Source organism: Tenacibaculum aquaeponti (genome assembly GCF_057221555.1).
The window spans coordinates 2,531,095-2,547,898 of record NZ_CM170147.1; the positions used below are offsets into that span (position 1 = coordinate 2,531,095).

Genomic DNA, 16,804 nt, shown 5'->3' on the forward strand with positions numbered 1-16,804 from the left:
TTTTAGTCGTTTAATATTTGTTCTAATATTTTTTGAGTAATTGCATAAGTTGGAGTTACACCGCTCATTCCTAATCCACCAGAAGCTAATGTTGCTCCAGTTTCTAATGGATTATCTGAAGCATAGTACGCATATCTTACTTTTACATTTTCACCAATATTACCTCTAATCTTAGATGCTGATTGAATTGCTTTTTGGTAATGTGCTCCTTCCATTTCTAATCCGATAACATCCCAAGTTGAGTCATGGAAGAATTTTAAAAGGTCTTTGTTTTGTAATGAAGTTCCTAATACAGTAACCATAGCGCCATCAAATACTTCAACGCCAAAACCTTCTAAATCTTCTTTTTTAAGTTCATTCTTAAAAGGGTAGTTATCCGCAGTACCTTCAAAAATGTGAGAAGAAGGAATCATAATATCTCCTTTACCACCTTCTAAAATTCCTGCTTTACCCATTATGGAAACAGATTCAACATTTATATGAAGAATCTCATTATTACGTTTATATGGTTTTAATAACTCATCCATAGTTTCATAAGCTTGTTCTCCAAAAGCATAATCCATTACAATAATCACTGGTTTTGCTGATGAATTAGGATTGTTAAATTTTGTGTTATCAAAATTCACTTTTGCAGTGTCTATAATTTGAACATTAATGTTTGTTCCACTTTTATCTTTAATGTAAATTAATCCGTTTTCAGAAGCGTAATTTTTTACAGAAGTTTGTAAGGGCTTGCTATTGGCGTTACTTAATAGCTCATATAATTCAAAACCAGAGTTATTTTCTTTAGGTAAAGCATTATTCGCATATAATGTGTTTAACACACTATGCATATTAGCGCTTATAATATGAATAGGTCTATTTAATAAATTATTTTGTAATAAGGCTTCTTTAATATCATTAGCCCAATTTTCTCCATGATAATGACGCCCAATTTCTTCAGATAAAACAGAGCTAAAACGAATAGATCTTTTTTTATCATAAAGCTCTTCGTTAATGGCTAGTTTACCTAACCAATAAATTAATTGGAAGAAACGATGTGGGTTTTCTTCTGTCTCATAAGTGTTGTAAGCTTGATAAACTTCTTCGTAAGTTCTTCCTAAAATACTTCCAAGATGTACTATCAAAACATCTTTTTCTTGATCAGTAAGTGATTTGTTGTGAAGAACTGTTTCTTCTAGGTTTTGCCATTCACGAGTTGTTTTTTTACCATCACTAATTAAAACACGATCTTTTATTTTATGAGATTCTATAAATAAAAAGGTAAGATGTGTTAAAATATCATAGACATCAGATCTTCCCCTAGTAATCTCAATATTCATTTGATCTTTATCTATTCGATAACAGTTTCTTCTTCTTTTTGGAGGAATAATTGCTTTAAAATGAGAGTTTCTATAACCTTCATCTCCTGTAAGATTAATGAATTGACATTCTTCTATTCCTTCAGGAAGTCTTTCTATTATATAGTTTAAGCCATTTAATTCAGTTTTGTTTTCGGCAATAGACCCATAAATTTCAGGTCTAAGTGATAATAACGATTTTCGTAAAGTTTCACCTGAAACTCCCATAGGCTTATAAAATCCACGGCTAAATAAATGACGCATAGAAATATATAATTTTTCTATTGCATTTGTAGATTCTTGGGCTCTCGTTCTTTCTTTATATATTTTTGACATATTACTTTTTAGCTATTTCCTAATATTTTATTGTACTTAGATTCATCATTTAATATCTGAACTGCTTGTTTGATCGTGGCATCATTTTTCAAATGGTATTGATAAACACCTTTCTTATAAAAATATTGTTGTAAAATTTCATCTTGTATTTTTTCTAACAGAATATCTTTATTTTTATTAATCTGTTGAACTTTATACGTTTTTATTTTTGTGATTAATTGATTGTAATCTGAAGCAACATTATCTTTATTTTTCAGCTTTTTATAAGCTTCTTTAAATAACTTTTCTTGCTCTGTTACAAAAGCAGTATCTTTTGTTTTTAAATATGTTTTAAAATTTTCAAAACCATTAAACGAAAAAGAATTAATATCCGATTTTGGATTTTTTCTCACATAATCTGTAGCAAAATTAAAAATTGCTCTAGAATTTAAAAGTTTCTCAGTTTCTTCAGTTTTTTTAGAGATATTAACTTTTACATCAGGAGTTACACCTCCACCATCATATACAGCTCTACCATTTTCAGTTTTAAAAGTGTTTACTTGTCCATCAGAAAATTTAGGAACTTTCCCTGTTTTCCAGTTACGATTAGCATAATCTAATTCCTGAATACATCTTCCACTAGGGGTATAGTATTTAGAAATTGTAGCTTTCATCTGTGTACCATATGGTAAATCGAAATAGCGTTGTACTAATCCTTTTCCGAAAGATCGTTCACCTAAAACTACAGCTCTATCATAATCTTGTAATGCTCCAGATACAATTTCAGATGCCGATGCCGATCTGTCATTTATTAATACTACAACAGGTAATGTTTCATCTAGAGCATCTTGACTAGTAGTATAGCTTCTAGAATTCTTTTTTGTTTTTCCTTTAGTGTCAACAACTCTTTTTCCTTTAGGAATGAATAAATTAGTAATATTTACAGCATCATACAAAGATCCACCAGGATTACTTCTTAGGTCGAAAACTAATTTTTTCATCCCTTTTTCTTTCAGTACATTAATAGCATTTCTTACACCATCGGTAGATTTTCTAACTGTAAATTGAGTTAATATAACATAACCAGTATCTTTATTAATCATCTCAAAATAAGGAACTGGATCGTCAATAATTTTATCTAATTCTAATTTAAAATTTAATGTTTTATCTCCTCTTTTAACGACTAATGAAATAGCCGTACCAGGAATTCCTTTTAAAACTTGAGACAAGTTTTCATTATCTAAACCTTGTAGTTTTTGGTTATTAACATCGATAATTATATCGCCAGCTTTTAAACCAATTTTATCAGCAGGAAACCCTTCTTTTATGGTACGAATTGTAATTCCTTGTTTAGAGTACCAAGAAGAAATTCCAATTCCTCCATATTCACCTTCACGCCTAATTTTTGCATCTTCTACTTGTTGCTCATTATAAAAACGAGTGTAGGGATCTAAATTTTCTAAGGTATTATTTATAGCCTTGGTTGTAATTTCACCAGGATTTATTTCGTTAATGTAATCAACATTTAGTGTCTTATATAAATTGTTGTAAATTTCTATTTGTTTTGCAATCTCGAAGAAACGAGACTGAAAAGAAAAAGAAACAATAATTACACAACCAACAATTAGAATTAAAATTTTTTTATTTCTCATCTTCAGAAATTTTTGTGATAAACTTCTTTAAAAGTTTCTCCATTGAGGATTCTAAGTCTGCGTATTGCCACTCTTCTTTTGCAAGATAAGAAATCATAAACACATAAGGTTTATCAACTTCCGAATACACTATATTTTTTTGTAAACGATAACTTTCCCTTAATAAACGTTTAATTCTATTTCTATCTACAGCTTTTTTAAAGTTTCGTTTTGGAACAGAAACTCCACATTGAACTGGGAAATTTGAATGATGTTCAATTTTTAAATACACCATTCTTAAAGGAAAAACTTTAATAGATTTACCTTCAGTAAATAATTGTGAAATTAACTTTCTACTCTTTAAACGTTCTTGCTTTCCTAGTGTGAATTTCATTAGGACAAACATAAGCAAAGAAAGATTAATATCTGTTTTTTTAGCTATTTTTGAATAAAGTAAATGAATATGAAACCCGATCTTTTTCAAGCACCAGATTATTATTTAGTAGATGATCTATTATCAGATGAGCATAAGTTAGTTAGAAATACCACACGTAGTTGGGTGAAAAAAGAGTTATCACCAATTATTGAAGAGTATGCTCAAAAGTCAGAATTTCCAAAACAATTAGTAACTGGATTAGCAGAAGTAGGAGCTTTTGGTTCTTATATTCCTTCTGAATATGGAGGAGCAGGATTAGATCAAATCTCGTACGGTTTAATTATGCAAGAGTTAGAGAGAGGAGATAGTGGTATTCGTTCTACAGCTTCTGTTCAAACTTCTTTGGTAATGGGACCAATATTTAATTATGGGTCAGAAGAACAACGAAAAAAATATTTACCAAAATTAGCTTCAGGAGAATGGATTGGAAGTTTTGGTTTAACAGAGCCAAATCATGGGTCTAACCCGGGTGGAATGGAAACGAAGTTTAAAGATATGGGAGATCATTATTTGTTGAATGGAGCAAAAATGTGGATTTCTAATTCTCCTATTTGTGATGTGGCTGTAGTTTGGGCTAAAAATGAAGAAGGTAGAGTACATGGTTTAATTGTAGAACGTAGTATGGAAGGTTTTACAACTCCAGAAACTAAAAATAAATGGTCGTTAAGAGCATCAATTACAGGAGAACTTATTTTTAATAATGTAAAAGTGCCAAAAGAAAATATATTACCTAATAAATCTGGGTTAGGAGCTCCCTTAAAATGTTTAGATCATGCGCGTTATGGTATTGCTTGGGGAGCAATTGGTGCAGCTATGGATTGTTATGATACTGCATTAAGATATTCAAAAGAAAGAACTCAATTCGGAAAACCAATTGGACAATTTCAGTTACAGCAAAAAAAATTAGCTGAAATGATTACAGAAATAACAAAGGCACAATTAATGGCTTGGCGATTAGGTGTTTTGAAAAATGAAGGAAAAGCGACTTCAGCACAAATCTCAATGGCTAAACGAAATAATGTAGAAATGGCTATCAATATTGCAAGAGAAGCTAGACAAGTTTTAGGGGCAATGGGAATTTCTGGCGAATATTCTATTATGAGACATGCAATGAATCTAGAAAGTGTAATTACTTATGAAGGTACACATGATGTCCATTTATTAATTACTGGACTTGATATTACAGGTTTAAATGCTTTTAAATAAAAAAGCTACCAGATAGGGTAGCTTTTTTTGATAACTAATGTTGAATTGCATAACTGGCCCCTTCACCCAGTTTGCCTAGAGTTTTAGTAATCTCTTTTAAAATATTAGTTAATCTCTTTAATATCCCTTCAAATTGTTTCATTTTATTTCCCGTTTTAATGTTGGTTATCTGATAGTAATACAACTCAGAGTTTAAACACCCTACGGTTTTTAAACAAAATAGAAAAGCTATCGAAGAAATACCGATAGCTTTTACATTAAGTTCGGTTTAGTGTTGTAAAGCGTAACTTGCTCCTTTACCCCACTCTCTTAAAGCTAATAAAAAACGTTTTAAAATTCTTCTAGCTTTAATGATTAAAATTTTCCCCATAATTTTAATTTTAAAATAATCCCTAAACTTGTTATTAAAGAATAACATTGCAAATATAGTGGGCACAATAAGGTTATTACAAAGGGAAAACCGCAAGATAACATGTAATTTTCCGTAATTGTAAAAGGGTTTTTCCTAAGTTTTAAGAGCAGAAAAACCACCTGTTAAGGTGGTTTATTGATATGGTTTTAAGTATTCGGGGGGTACTATTTTTTAGTGCTGTAAAGCGTAACTTGCTCCTTTAGCACATTCAGTTAAAGCTTGAGCAAATGATTTCGTTATTTTGTTAATTTTGAAAAGTAATAATTTTCCCATGTTGTTAATTTTAAATAATCCCTAATGTTTTGTGTAATAAATAATTACATTACAAATATAGTGACAGTAACAAGGTTTTTGCAAGGGGAAAACCGCAAGATAACGTGTAGTTTTCCGTAGTTGTAAAAAGGTTTTTTCCTTAAGACTAAAAGGAAAAACCACCCATTAAAGGTGGCTTTTGATATAGTTTATAAGTTTCGGGGGGTACTAATTTTTTAGTGTTGTAAAGCGTAACTTGCTCCTTTAGCACATTCAGTTAAAGCTTGAGTAAATGATTTGGCTATTTTGTTAATTTTAAAAAGTAATAATTTTCCCATGTTGTTAATTTTAAATAATCCCTAATGTTTTATGTAATAAACAATTACATTACAAATGTAAGATGGTTTTTTAGTTTTTAAAAAGGGATATCCGCATAATAAAATGTGATTTTCCGTATTTAATTAAAATAGCTTAATAGTTGTTTAAGTGTTTGGTTAAGTTTTGTTTATGTTTTTGGCCAATAGGGATTTTGTGCTCGGAAATTAGTAAATGGTTTCCTTCTATAAAATTTACTTTTTGAATATTTATAGCATATGATTTATGAACTTGAATAAAATTGTTTGAAGGTAACTTTTCTATCATAGTACTTAATTTACTATAGGTTGTTAATGTGTTATTCGTGGTATGTACTTTAACATAATCTCCTAACGATTGAACAAATAAGATGTCTTCAAATTTTATAATATGTAATCTTTTATCTGCTTTAAGAATAAGTTTGTCTTCATCTTGCTTTAAAATATCTTTAGCTTTAATTACAGCTTTCTGAAAACGTTCGAACGAAAAAGGCTTCAATAAATAATCGGTTGCATTTACATCAAAACCTTCTACAGCGAATTCTGCATATGCAGTTGTGAAAATAACTAAAGGTGGATTGATTAACGACTTATAAAAGTCTAATCCTGAGATGATAGGCATATTAATATCTAAAAACAATAAGTCTACTTTTTCAACTTCTATCACTTTTTGTGCTTCTTGAGCGTGATTGCAGACAGCTTTTAATTCTAAAAAATCAATTTTTTTCACAAATTGTTCTAATACATTTTGAGATGAAGGTTCATCATCTATAATAATGCAGTTTATTTTTTTGATCATAATTCTATTGTTAATGAAACAGAATACTTCTCATTTTTAGAAGTAATTTCTAGATGATGTTGATTAGGGAATAAAATTTCTAAATGTTTTTTAACATTTTGTATTCCTATACCTGAGTAAGGAGTTTTATTTTTTCTGATTAAAAAATTATTAGAAATACTAAAAGATAAATTATTATTTCCTTCTATTAATTTAATGTGTACAAAAGGGTTTTGTACACCACTTTTAATTCCATGTTTAAAAGCGTTTTCAATTAAAGGTAACAAAAGCATCGGAGGGATTTTTTGATCTTTTTCTATAGTGTGTTCAAAATCAATTTTAGCATTAAGCGCACTTCTGTTTTTTTCAAAATCGATGTAATTTTTAATAAGTTCAATTTCTTTACTTAAAGGAATCTTTTCATTTTCTGTTTCATAAATACCGTATCTTAAAATATCTGATAATTGTAAGATAGCTTGCGTTGTTTCTTCTTTTTTATTTATTGATAAAGAGTACAATACATTTAAGGCGTTAAATAAAAAATGAGGATTAATCTGATTTTTTAAAACTGAAAGTTCTAACTGTAGAGCCGCTTTTTCTTTTTGATTAAAATAAATCCAATCTTCTGCAAGCTTAACAAAAACGGCTAAGAAAACAGCAGTTATAAACAAAAACACTATTTGAGAATTTTTTAAGTAAGAAATAAAGAAATAATCTGGAAACAAGAAATCAATTAAAATATTATGAAATGAAATATTTAAGAAGGAAAAGAATAAGGTAGTTGTAAGTATACAAATTACAAAGAGTACATTTTTTTCCTTTTTTAAAAGTTTTGGAATAAAATAATACAACCCTAAAGTAACTGGAGGGACTAATGTGATTAGATAGCTTACAGTGTAAATGATATCAATCTTTTGAATAGGATAATCAGAAAAGATAAACAGTAAAATGACAAAAAAGAACAGCCACAATATAACGTTGAATGTGGCTATATTGTGTCTGTTCCAAATATTATATTTTTTATGAAGCTTCATTAACTCTTTGTTAAAGTAAACTTTGTTTCAGTTTCCCATTTTTCAACAGATTTAGAAACCATATATTTCTTTAAAAACTGTTGTAATTCTTCAGAAGTTGCAGTTAATAAAATATCATCTTTCATCACACCAACTTTTTTGTGTTTGATTTTTATCTTTTTTTCTGTGAATAATTTTTCTAATCTTTTTTCATCAAACCATTTTATACTAACAGTTCCATCGCTTAACATATCAAGTTTTACAAGCGAATGAGTATAAACAATATGGTATTTCATTAAAGAACTTAAATCAACATTATCAGAATCAAAAGGGATAAAGTCTAAAAAATATTGATTTTCAATTTTAAAAGGTGTTGCGATAAAAGTAGAAGTTTCTTTCTTTTTTTTATATTCAACAAAGTAAGAGTTTTTAAACTGCTCTCGTAGTATTTTTTCTTCCTTAGAAATTTCCCCTTCATTATTTTCAGGCTTAGAGAATTCTGCTTTTGTAGAAATGATCTTCCAACTATTATTACTATTGTCTTTCCATTCTCCAATTAAACTTTCTATATGTTTTACAGTATCTTTTGTGTAAAAAGGATTTAAAGATTTTACAATACAAGAATTAAAAACTATTAAACTTAAAACTAAAATTATGTGTTTCGTTTTCATAATACTCAAATTTAAATTATTTGAGTCAAAAGAACCTTAAAGTAAAAAGAATTGAAATTTTTTTCGATGAACACTATTGTTTTCTAGTCAAACACGAAATATGAAATAAAGTTAGAGTGATTTATAGTTTCTTTAAAGAGGTGATAAATGTAAGTTTATAATAAAGTTAATGCTGAATAATCATTTATTCAGCATTAATTTTATCGTGAATTTTTGTTGAAATGTTATCATTCCATAACGTAAGAATGTCTGTAGCAACAGAAGCACCGCTACCAGCTGCTATAGCATATTGACTTCTCCAACCTGCGATTGTTCCGCAGGCATATAAACCATCTTTGATAAGGTGATTAAAATTTCGTAGTTGAATTCGATCTTTCATTGGGTTAGCACGAGAATGTTTTTCAACATATTGTTCTAGTCCAGCTATAGAAAATGGTTTAGCATAATTTAAAGCAATAACAACATTTTTCGTAAAGTATGTTTCTTTGTTAGTTATTACTTTATAACCATTTTGATCATCGAGAACAGCCTCAACTTTTTCATTATGAATTTGATTAATATGAGGGTAAAGTTCATTCATTTGATTTTTTCCCATTTCTAAAATATCTTTACCTAAAAAACCAGGATTTAATCCTAAAACGTTATTAAATAAAGCGTTTTGTAAATGCGAACTTCTTTGGTGCATAATAATTCCAATGTTTTTGTTTTTGGCAAACCATTTCTCTTTTGCAGAGCCTAAAACTAAGGCACACTGCATACCAGCAACACCACCACCAATAATTAAAACATCAAACTCCATATTAAGCCAATAACATTTTAATATTTGCAGCAAAAAGTTTTACAGCTATGGCTAATAGTATTACTCCGAATATTTTTCTAATAATTGCAATACCGTTTTTACCAATTAAGCGTTCAATTTTAGCAGAAGTTTTTAATACTAAATAAATTACAATGACATTTAATAAAACGGCTATAATAATATTCATTAATTGAAATTCTGCTCTAAGTGATAGTAAAGTTGTTAAACTACCAGGCCCAGCAATTAAAGGAAAGGCTAAAGGAAATACTGTAGCATTAAGCGCTTGATCTTCTTCATCTTTATATAAAGTGATACCAAGAATCATTTCTAAAGCAATAAAGAATAAGATAAACGAACCAGCAACAGCAAAAGAATTTACATCAATTCCAATAAATCCTAATAATCGTTGTCCTACGAATAAAAATAAAATCATAATTAATCCGGCAATAATTGATGCTTTTTCAGATTGAATATGACCAACTTTTTTTCGTAAATCGATAATAATAGGAATGTTACCTACAATATCAATCACGGCAAATAATACCATGAATGCAGTGAAAATTTCATTTAAATTAAAATCCATAACTGATGTTTTTAGTTATACTTTTTTTAAAACAAGCGGCAAAAGTATGTATTAATGGAATTAAATGTAGTAAAAATAAGTTTATTTTTGCGCTATGTTTCAGTTAGGAAAAACAATAGTCTCAGAAGACATTATAGAAAAGGAGTTTGTATGTAACTTATCTGCATGCAAAGGTATTTGTTGTGTTGAAGGAGAAGCAGGAGCTCCATTAGACAAGGAAGAAACAAAGATTTTAGAAGAAATTTATCCGAAAGTAAAGCCATTTCTTCGTAAAGAAGGTATAGAAGCTATAGAATCTCAAGGAACTTGGGTGACAAGTGATTTTGGAGAATTAGAAACACCACTAGTAAATCATGCTGAGTGCGCTTATGTAATTTTCGATGAAAAAAATACAGCTTTGTGTGCTATAGAAGAGGCCTATAATAAAGGATTAGTAGATTGGAAAAAGCCAGTTTCTTGTCATTTATATCCTGTACGAGTAAAAGATTATGCCGAATTTTCTGCTGTGAATTATCACAAATGGGAAATTTGTGATGATGCTTGCTCTTTAGGAGAGGAATTAGGTGTTCCTGTATACAAGTTTGTAAAAGAAGCTTTAATTAGAAAGTTTGGAGAAAATTGGTACTCAGCGTTAGAGAAATTTGCAGAAGAGCGTAAATAAATTTATAATTTATTAAGTAGCTCTTCTATTTCTTTGTTTTTATATTCGCTAAATTCTCGAACATTTTTAAAATACTTTTTAGCTTGTTCTTTATTGTTTAGTTGTAAGTAACTTAAGCCTAAATACCAATTTGCTTTATCTTTAAATATTTCTTCTTTAGTAAGATATTCATTTAAAGTGCTAATTGCTTGTTCGGGTTGTTGTAAAGAAAGTAAACAATTCGCCTTGTATAAAAGTAAATGTGGTTTTTGAGTGTTATTATACGCAGCTTCAAACAAAGTTAAAGCCCCTTTGTATTCTTGTTTTTCGTAGCTTATAAAAGCTTTAAACTCTATGGTTTCAGACGATTCTCCTCTTACAATAGGTTGTACTACATTTTCGTACGGACTATAATATTCTTGAAATAAATCTTCTGAAGAAGTAGGATTATTATTCAGTAAGAAATAAGCTCCCAGTGAAAAAATTAAAACTATAGATGCTGCTACTTTTAATAATGGGAATGCAGATTTTTTCTTTACTTTATTTGTAATGCTAAACTCTAAATCTTGAAGTTCTTTCTTTAGTTCTTCTCTTTTATTTTGTTGAATAGCTTGTTGTAGATTCGTTTGAAATTCAAAATCCTTTTTAAACTCTGAATCAGTGTTGATTAATGAATCAAACTCTTCACGTTCCTTCGGAGATAAAGTATCTTCAAAATATTTTTCTATAAGTGAAAACTTATCCATTGATCTTAGATTTTAATTGTTTTAAACATCTTGATTTCTGACTCTTAACTACGTTTTTATTATCGTATTTCAAATAGTCTTTAATCTCTTCTATAGTTAAATTATTATAATAGAATAGTGTAAGAATCTCTTTACATTTTTTTCCTAATTGGAGTAATGCTTTTTGAATTTGTCTTTGTTGTAGGTTAATTGTATCAGAAAAACTAGGAACTTCAACTGTATCATAATCATCTTTTATATCATGATTTACAATGCTTACTTCTTTGTTTTGTTTTCTGTTTTTATCGAAAATCATATATTTTCCTATACCAAACAAATATGTTTTCAACGAACAATTTAAATCGTCTGTTTTTCCTTTGAGTACTTGTTCTCTAAATGCAATAATAGCATCTTGATATACATCTAAGAGGTCTTCATCAGAAGAACTAAACTTTTTACCAAACACTAAAAAAGGTTCTCTATATGCTATATAAATCTCCCTTAATATTTTAGTGTCTCCTTTTTTTATTCGCTGGAGTTTCTCACTATCATTCATTTAGTGTCATTTTTTTCTAAAAGTAAACAAAAATCTCAAAAACTTTTTTCAATAGTAATGTTAACCTTTTTTAAAAGTAAACATTAAGGTATAAAACAGTTACTATTATGAAAACAAATAAACTAATTAAAACAGTATGTATTGTAGCATGTTTACTTTATGCACCAATGAATGTACAAGCTCAATTTTGGAAGAAGGTTACTAAAAGACTTCAAGATAAAGTTGAAAATAAAGCTATGAATAAAATTGATAAGAAAGCTGATGAAACGATAGACGGAGCTTTAAAAAAGAAGAAGAAAAAGAAAAAAACAACATCAGAAAGCACAAAGTATTTCTTTAAAGGTAGCGTTACTGTAGAAGTTTCTAATGAAAAAAATGATAAAACAGTTTTTAATCTTCTTTTTAATAGGAGGGAAGATGTGATTTGTATGGAAATGAATGTAGATGGTACAAATCAGATTTATAATGTAATTACACCGTCTAAAATTATTTCTTTAATTAATGCGGGCGGTATGAAGATTAAAAAAGAAAGTGAATCTATAGAATTTGATAATTCTGATAGAATGCCTCAAGGAGAAGAAGGCCTGATTAAAACTGGAAATACAAAAACTATTTTAGGATACAATTGTGAAGAATACCAATATAAAAATGAAGAAGGTTCTGCTTCAATTTGGGTAACATCAAGGTTTCCTATAGAATCTAACTATGCACCTTTATTAGGAATGACAAACAATACTAATATTAAAGGTTTTGTGTTGGAGTTAGATTATGAATCTAAATCAGGCGAAAAAGGTTTAGTTCAAGTCATAAAAATAGAAAAAGACAAGAAGTACGAAGTTAATTTGGCTGACTATAAATCAATGTTTTAATTATGAAAGCTGTTTTATATGTTTTAGGAGTTATGTTACTTATGATTTACCCTAAAGAAGAGTTTAAGATTTCAAAAAACTTAAAACCATACATCAAAATTAGTTTTAAAAATGGGCCGTTTAAAGGGACACATATTTTTAAACCTGCAAAAGGAGATTACTTGAGTCAAATTAATCTCGGATTTCACGATAAGGTAAGTCAAATAAGTGCCAATAAAATTATTTCTGAAGAAGGAATTCAGATTCATAATTTTTCTAGAAGTTTTTTAGGAGAAGCTAAAGTAGGGGATCAGACTACTAAAAAATATACTTCAGGATGTGGTCATTTAAACTTTATAGATCTTAAGAACAATCAGAAGTATAAAAGAATTGATGGAGATTTCACAGGTTGTACAAAGACTAAAATTACTAAAGTTACTCCTTGGAAAAAGAGTGTTGTGAAATTTAGAAGAAAAGTTACAGGAACATTCACAGATTCAATAAAATTTAAAATAACTAACGACGACGGTTCAGAAGAAACAATAATAACAGAAGTTACTATAGAGTTTTTAGCAAACCAATCTAAATTTTAAAATAAGAACTTATGAAAACATATGTATTTATTATAATTTTAATTGCATTTAGCTATTCTTGTGTTTATGGTCAATTAAAAATATTAGATGAACCATCAGGAAGTGGTTCTGGTTTTGTACAATCTGTAGCCATATATGATAATGATATTTTATATACGTTTATAGACAACAGTACAACTGGAACTTCTGGTACTTATTTAAGCACTGGAGATAAACAAACTCGTGTAGATTTAACTCCTGGTACAAATAAAATAGCTTTATTTCAAGAAACTATATCTAATGCTAATTATGCTTTATATAAAGAGGGGAATTTTTCAGCAGGAAAGGATATTTATGCTAAAATTTTTCAAACAGGACAAGATACTTATGTAGCTAAACTAAATGATTTAAGAACTTTATTAATTCCTGAAAACAGATTTACAAAAGAAAAACCAGGTGGTAATAAAAACATACAATTAGTTGCAAATGATGGAGTTATTAGTGTCGATACAATTTTTGAAGGAGGAAAGAATAAATTGCTTTTACGTCATTTTATTGCCAATTCTATTACTTCGGAGTCTAGAGAATATAAGTTAGATGCTGAGTTATTTAATTCAAAACCTACTAATTTTTTTAGTTGGGATGGAAAAGTGTTTTTTGTTGCTAATTATTTGGGAGAGAAAGATATATATAAGGTGGATGCTTTAACTAATGTAAGAGTAACACAAAATAAGGTAAGTAAACCAACAGCTTTTAAAGGAGTGAGTCCTAATAATTTTTTATTAGATGACCGTATTTATTTTACTGGTAGAGATGGTTTTTATACTAATGTTGTTCCTGGACCTGTTGACCGTAATTATCCTACTGCAATTTGTTATAGTAATGGAGATATCGATTTTGGTAGTACTGAAACGGCAATATATAATGGAGATGATGGTTCACTTGGTTATAAAGCATATTCTAATACAGAATTTTCATCACAAATTTTAGGAAAAATTGATTCTCAAATTTTATATTATAAAACAGGAAGTTTTGGTGGATCTTTTCACTCTGCTCCGGCTGATGAAAATTTAGGAATTACCACACAATCATCAAGCTCTTTTAAATTTATTCAATTTGAAAACGAGGTGTTTATCCTGTCAAAAACTAGTAATGGGACAATACGTTTATACAAAACAAACGGTCAAGCCAGCGGAACAGATTATGCGGATTTACCTCCTTTTATAACAGCTTTTGCTAATAACTTTGGAACCATAAAGATTAATAACAATAAACTATATTTCATAGCTCGATATTCAATGTCAGGAGCATCAAGATATCAGCTTCTATCATACGATCCTAAAGTAAATTTACCGATTACTATTGAATTTTCTTTTCCTGAAGGAATAGATTTGAATTTAAATAATTTTTATACTTATAATTCAGGGTTTGTATTTACAACTAATGATGGAAAATTGTATACTCTAAACGCTGAAAAAAGAGCAGAAATTTTAACACCAAATAATGCTAATAGAAATTCATTAAGCTCTACAATTGCTTCATTAGAGTATAATGATAATTCGTATACGGCTGAAATTAAATCAATTAACGGAAGTGTGAATAAAGTAAAGATTCAGGTGCTTGACACAATTTCCTCTATTTATAAAAATGAAATAATAAACTTACCAAATTCAATAGAAAAGGAAAGAATTGCAAATGTGTTTTACAACATAAACAGTATAGAAGCCTCTGCTAGTATTAATGAATATGATGTAGAATTATCATATCATAAAAATGATTTTCAAAATACTTCAATAAGTGCAAGTGACATTTCTGTTCTTATTTTTCAAAATAATGCTTGGCAAGAAGTAACTCCTCATGCTTTTGATAACGTTAACCAAACCATCCGATTAAATATTAATTTAGAAAAAAAAGCTTATTTATTTATAAAACACAATAGTGTTCTATCTATTGAAGATGAAAAAAATAACAAAACAAAAAACATTAAGATATTTCCTAATCCTGCTTCAAAAGAAATAAAAATTTATCCTAAAAATATTGAAACAATTAATAACGTTGAAATATATACAATTACAGGGCAATTGGTTTTAAAGAAAAAAGTAATTAAAAATTTAGAGTTCTCTCTGAATTTAGATGGATTGAATTCTGGTATTTATCTTGTTAAAATAAAAACAAATACTTCTGTTTTTACTCAAAAAATAATAGTAGATAATTAGTTTTTTTGATAGAATTGTTTGTTCTGCTTTAAGTCTCAGTATTTTAAATACTGGGACTTTCTTTTTAAAAATGTTAACCTTTTATTTAAGAATACATTAATAAAAAGACAATCTAAAAAATATTAAAAGATGAAAAAAATAAATTTATTATTAATACTAATCATTGGTGTCGTTTTTTTTTCTTGTAGTAAAAATGAAGAAATTCTTGATGAAGATATTGTTCAAGAAATAAAAGAAGAACTTCAACTGACAATTGAATTTACAGACGGTCCTCATAAAGGAACTTACACATTTAAAGAGATAGAAAACAAGATTGATAGCGATATTGATGGAGATATATTTAATGGAAATTCGAGTTTTGAATTTAAAAACATCGTAACAGAAAACAATCTTATTTTAAATAACTTCAGAAGAACTTTAAAAGGATCTGTAAGTGTTGGTGAAATAGAAAGTGTTGAGTTTACAAACGGTTGTGGAAGTTTGTTCTTTAGAGATGAAAATAATAGTTATCCTTATAAAGAAATCCGAGCCAATTTTAAAGGCTGCTCTACTACTGAAGTATTGGAAATATCATCGTGGGAAAAAGATTTAGTTTATGAAAAACGAAAAATAAAAGCACGTTTTAATGAATCTATTTTGATGAAAATTATAAATGATAATCATAGTATTTCAGAAGTAAATACTATGATTAAAGTGAGTTTTATTGCGCAACAAAAAAAATTAATTTAAGATGAAAAAAATATTGAACTATAGCTTGTTTTTATTGATATTATTATCTTTTTCTTGTAGTAATGATGATCAAGTTTTACAAGAATCTCAACCTTTACATGTATCTATAACAAGTAAATTAAAAAAAACTTTAAATTTAGCTGAACTACCAGTAGCAATGGTTTCAAATACAAATGAAACTTCCAAAGAAGCTGTAGTTGCATTTAATGATATTGTTGAAATTACCAATCAAATAGTAGCTTTTTTGGAGGTTCCAAACACCACAATTTCTTCAAACATAACTAATAGTAAAGAATCTTTTTCTTGGATAGATATCCTTTTTGAAGATACAGTTGAAGTAAATTATGAAATAGAAAAACAATTGGATAAATATTCTTTTACTTATAATATTTCTAAAGGTAGTTTCTCTTTAAATTTTTTAAAAGGGAATACATCTTTAGATGAAAATTCGGGGATTTTTATTATTAATGAAGGTAGTTCTACTGGATCTTTAACCTGGGAAATCACAGAAAAAAGCTTAATTATAGAGTTGCTTTTTCAAGGAAAAACTACTTTAATTTACAATAAAATAGATAAATCAGGTACTTTAAGTATTGAAGATATTATTTATAAGTGGAATGAAAATGGTAGTGGTTCATCAACAAATAATAGCTCAATACCACCAATTATAAAAACATGGTAATTTTATCATGATGATTAATAATTTGTTTCAAAAAAAGAGCTACCTAA

Annotated in this window: 17 protein-coding genes; 7 read left to right on the forward strand and 10 right to left on the reverse strand. The window is 28.3% G+C overall.

Annotated features, from left to right (window positions below):
* Window positions 1–2: 2 nt before the first annotated feature.
* Genes AC2TEO_RS11410 through rnpA form a run of 3 tightly spaced genes read right to left on the reverse strand, consistent with a single transcriptional unit; the run spans window position 3 to window position 3,680 of the window.
* Window positions 3–1,676, reverse strand: a complete 1,674-nt coding sequence (locus tag AC2TEO_RS11410) for a DUF6909 family protein (RefSeq protein WP_442264949.1) — start codon at window positions 1,674–1,676, stop codon at window positions 3–5.
* Between the two features lie 8 nt (window positions 1,677–1,684).
* Window positions 1,685–3,307, reverse strand: a complete 1,623-nt coding sequence (locus tag AC2TEO_RS11415) for a S41 family peptidase (protein WP_442264950.1) — start codon at window positions 3,305–3,307, stop codon at window positions 1,685–1,687.
* Window positions 3,297–3,680 (reverse strand): ribonuclease P protein component, encoded by a 384-nt coding sequence (gene rnpA, locus AC2TEO_RS11420; protein ID WP_442264951.1) that lies wholly within the window; start codon window positions 3,678–3,680, stop codon window positions 3,297–3,299. Before rnpA ends, AC2TEO_RS11415 begins: the two co-directional genes overlap by 11 nt.
* Before the next feature lie 69 nt (window positions 3,681–3,749).
* On the opposite strand from rnpA, the gene AC2TEO_RS11425 reads away from it, so the two are divergent.
* The gene (locus AC2TEO_RS11425) at window positions 3,750–4,928 is read left to right on the forward strand and encodes an acyl-CoA dehydrogenase family protein (protein ID WP_442264952.1); all 1,179 of its coding nucleotides are present in this window, start codon (window positions 3,750–3,752) and stop codon (window positions 4,926–4,928) included.
* A gap of 1,135 nt (window positions 4,929–6,063) precedes the next feature.
* Here AC2TEO_RS11425 and AC2TEO_RS11430 read toward each other — a convergent pair.
* From AC2TEO_RS11430 to AC2TEO_RS11450, 5 genes are all read right to left on the reverse strand, one after another.
* Window positions 6,064–6,744, reverse strand: coding sequence for a LytR/AlgR family response regulator transcription factor (locus tag AC2TEO_RS11430; RefSeq protein WP_442264953.1), 681 nt, complete (start codon window positions 6,742–6,744; stop codon window positions 6,064–6,066).
* On the reverse strand, window positions 6,741–7,757 hold the full coding sequence (locus AC2TEO_RS11435; protein WP_442264954.1) for a sensor histidine kinase: 1,017 nt from the start codon (window positions 7,755–7,757) through the stop codon (window positions 6,741–6,743). Before AC2TEO_RS11435 ends, AC2TEO_RS11430 begins: the two co-directional genes overlap by 4 nt.
* Entirely contained in the window at window positions 7,757–8,407 is a 651-nt protein-coding gene (locus AC2TEO_RS11440; RefSeq protein WP_442264955.1) for a hypothetical protein, read from the reverse strand. Before AC2TEO_RS11440 ends, AC2TEO_RS11435 begins: the two co-directional genes overlap by 1 nt.
* Before the next feature lie 184 nt (window positions 8,408–8,591).
* Window positions 8,592–9,206: an FAD-dependent oxidoreductase gene (locus tag AC2TEO_RS11445; RefSeq protein WP_442264956.1), complete on the reverse strand. Its 615-nt coding sequence runs from the start codon at window positions 9,204–9,206 to the stop codon at window positions 8,592–8,594.
* Between the two features lies 1 nt (window position 9,207).
* A complete protein-coding gene (locus AC2TEO_RS11450) occupies window positions 9,208–9,789 on the reverse strand; it encodes a MarC family protein (protein ID WP_442264957.1) in 582 nt (193 codons plus the stop codon).
* Window positions 9,790–9,883: 94 nt separating this feature from the next.
* Between AC2TEO_RS11450 and AC2TEO_RS11455 the strand changes: the two genes are divergently transcribed.
* Window positions 9,884–10,450, forward strand: coding sequence for a DUF3109 family protein (locus tag AC2TEO_RS11455; RefSeq protein WP_442264958.1), 567 nt, complete (start codon window positions 9,884–9,886; stop codon window positions 10,448–10,450).
* Between the two features lie 2 nt (window positions 10,451–10,452).
* Here the strand turns inward: AC2TEO_RS11455 and AC2TEO_RS11460 are convergent, their stop codons facing one another.
* Window positions 10,453–11,175: a tetratricopeptide repeat protein gene (locus AC2TEO_RS11460; RefSeq protein ID WP_442264959.1), complete on the reverse strand. Its 723-nt coding sequence runs from the start codon at window positions 11,173–11,175 to the stop codon at window positions 10,453–10,455.
* A complete protein-coding gene (locus AC2TEO_RS11465) occupies window positions 11,168–11,710 on the reverse strand; it encodes an RNA polymerase sigma factor (protein WP_442264960.1) in 543 nt (180 codons plus the stop codon). The genes AC2TEO_RS11460 and AC2TEO_RS11465 overlap by 8 nt, the downstream gene beginning before the upstream one ends.
* A gap of 107 nt (window positions 11,711–11,817) precedes the next feature.
* Between AC2TEO_RS11465 and AC2TEO_RS11470 the strand changes: the two genes are divergently transcribed.
* The 5 genes from AC2TEO_RS11470 (at window position 11,818) to AC2TEO_RS11490 (ending at window position 16,757) form a co-directional block, all read left to right on the forward strand.
* Entirely contained in the window at window positions 11,818–12,579 is a 762-nt protein-coding gene (locus AC2TEO_RS11470; RefSeq protein WP_442264961.1) for a DUF4412 domain-containing protein, read from the forward strand.
* 2 nt (window positions 12,580–12,581) lie between these two features.
* Window positions 12,582–13,151 (forward strand): hypothetical protein, encoded by a 570-nt coding sequence (locus AC2TEO_RS11475; protein WP_442264962.1) that lies wholly within the window; start codon window positions 12,582–12,584, stop codon window positions 13,149–13,151.
* 11 nt (window positions 13,152–13,162) lie between these two features.
* Window positions 13,163–15,346: a T9SS type A sorting domain-containing protein gene (locus tag AC2TEO_RS11480; RefSeq protein WP_442264963.1), complete on the forward strand. Its 2,184-nt coding sequence runs from the start codon at window positions 13,163–13,165 to the stop codon at window positions 15,344–15,346.
* 129 nt (window positions 15,347–15,475) lie between these two features.
* Window positions 15,476–16,075, forward strand: a complete 600-nt coding sequence (locus tag AC2TEO_RS11485) for a hypothetical protein (RefSeq protein ID WP_442264964.1) — start codon at window positions 15,476–15,478, stop codon at window positions 16,073–16,075.
* A gap of 1 nt (window position 16,076) precedes the next feature.
* Complete coding sequence (locus AC2TEO_RS11490; RefSeq protein ID WP_442264965.1) at window positions 16,077–16,757, forward strand: hypothetical protein; 681 nt, start codon at window positions 16,077–16,079, stop codon at window positions 16,755–16,757.
* The last annotated feature ends 47 nt before the right edge of the window (window positions 16,758–16,804 follow it).